1 protein-coding gene is annotated in these 1,363 nt (G+C 47.5%); it reads left to right on the top strand.

Annotated features, from left to right (window positions below; genetic code table 11):
• Positions 1-189: 189 nt before the first annotated feature.
• Positions 190-1,146, top strand: a complete 957-nt coding sequence (locus ACGTN6_RS20500) for a replication initiation protein (protein WP_394594901.1) — start codon at positions 190-192, stop codon at positions 1,144-1,146.
• The last annotated feature ends 217 nt before the right edge of the window (positions 1,147-1,363 follow it).

The raw sequence follows: 1,363 nt of genomic DNA on the forward strand, positions 1-1,363 counted from the left end.
GATTTGCGGCGCAGTGAAGAGTCGGTGGGCTATACGTTGCGAATCTTGATGGTGGCACCATCAGGATGTGGAGGATGTTCATGGTTGCGTTGGCCGGAATGGGCGCTAGTATGGGAGTGTGTTACACGCTCCTAATAGGGTTCTCTGCTGCCCAGGGGTTCAAACCGAACGATGTGAAGGACCACTGCCATGTCATCAGACCTACAAGTCTACAAGAGTAACGCCTTGGTTGAGGCGTCGTACAAGCTAACCGTGGCTGAGCAAAGGATCCTCCTCTCTTGTATCGGGCAGGTTCGTCGCGACTCCCCAGTGAGCGACGATATTCTCTACTCAATAAGTGCGTCTGATATTGCTGCGATCACCGGAACATCGACAAAACAAGCATACCGGGAATTAGAGAAAGCTGCACTAAGACTAAAGCGTCGAGAGGTCAGATTATTACAGGATCCCAATGGCCAGGGGCGAAAGACGAAAGCCATGATAACTGGGTGGGTTCAGACTATCTTCTACATTGAGTCCGAAGGTCGAGTAGAGGTTCGTTTTAGTAAGGACATGCTGCCCTATCTAACACAGCTGACCGAGCAGTTTACAAGATATGCTTTAGCCGATGTCGCAAAAATGACTAGCGCACATGGGATAAGGCTGTATGAGCTATTAGTTCAATGGCCCCAAGGTGAACGGGTAGTAAGTATCGAGTGGCTTAGAGAGGTGCTTCAGCTGGAAGGTAGGTATCCAGCAGTGAAGGATTTCAAAAAGTGGGTGATCGAGGCTGCTGTTAGTCAGATCAATGAGCACTCACCTTTTAAAGTTGAGTGGGAGCAAGTAAAAACAGGAAGAAAGATAACGCATATAAAATTTAAATATCATGCAAAGGAAAATAGTCCTGGAAAGCAAGTGGGGAATAAAAGAAAGGGTTCTAAAAGTAGCGGCCCTGGAAACAAAAGAAATGCTAATAATGATCCCACCCCGGCTCACAAAGTCAAGGAGCGTGTAGAGGGGAGGAATTATAGTAAAAGGAAGGGGGCGATTTATGGCATCCCTGTTAGTGTTATCGAGAAGCGTGCTCAGCCTGGAGAGTCCTATGAAGATGCGGCTTTGAGGGTTCTCGATGAGATGAAGGCCAAAGAAGGAGAAGGACTGTTCTGAGTAAGTTGTCTGTTGTTGTTACTGACGCGCAGCGCTTGTCGGGCGATTCCCTTCAAGGATCGAAGATCCTTTTCAGGGAACCGCCTGATAAGATGGTCGACCCTTGCTAAGCCTCCTTCTCAGTTTTTAATGTCAGGAAGACATTGTTTGTGGGTGTTTCTCTTGAAATGGCGCTAATATCCTTCAAGAGATAGCCTTTGAGAACGCTGCTTTTTTT

This window comes from Halomonas sp. B23F22_20 (assembly GCF_043496985.1).
In the GTDB taxonomy this organism is placed as follows: Bacteria; Pseudomonadota; Gammaproteobacteria; order Pseudomonadales; family Halomonadaceae; genus Halomonas.

Excerpts from the sequence above, each read along its gene's own strand:
- ACGTN6_RS20500 (WP_394594901.1), top strand. The coding sequence starts at position 190 with ATGTCATCAGACCTACAAGTCTACAAGAGTAACGCCTTGGTTGAGGCG.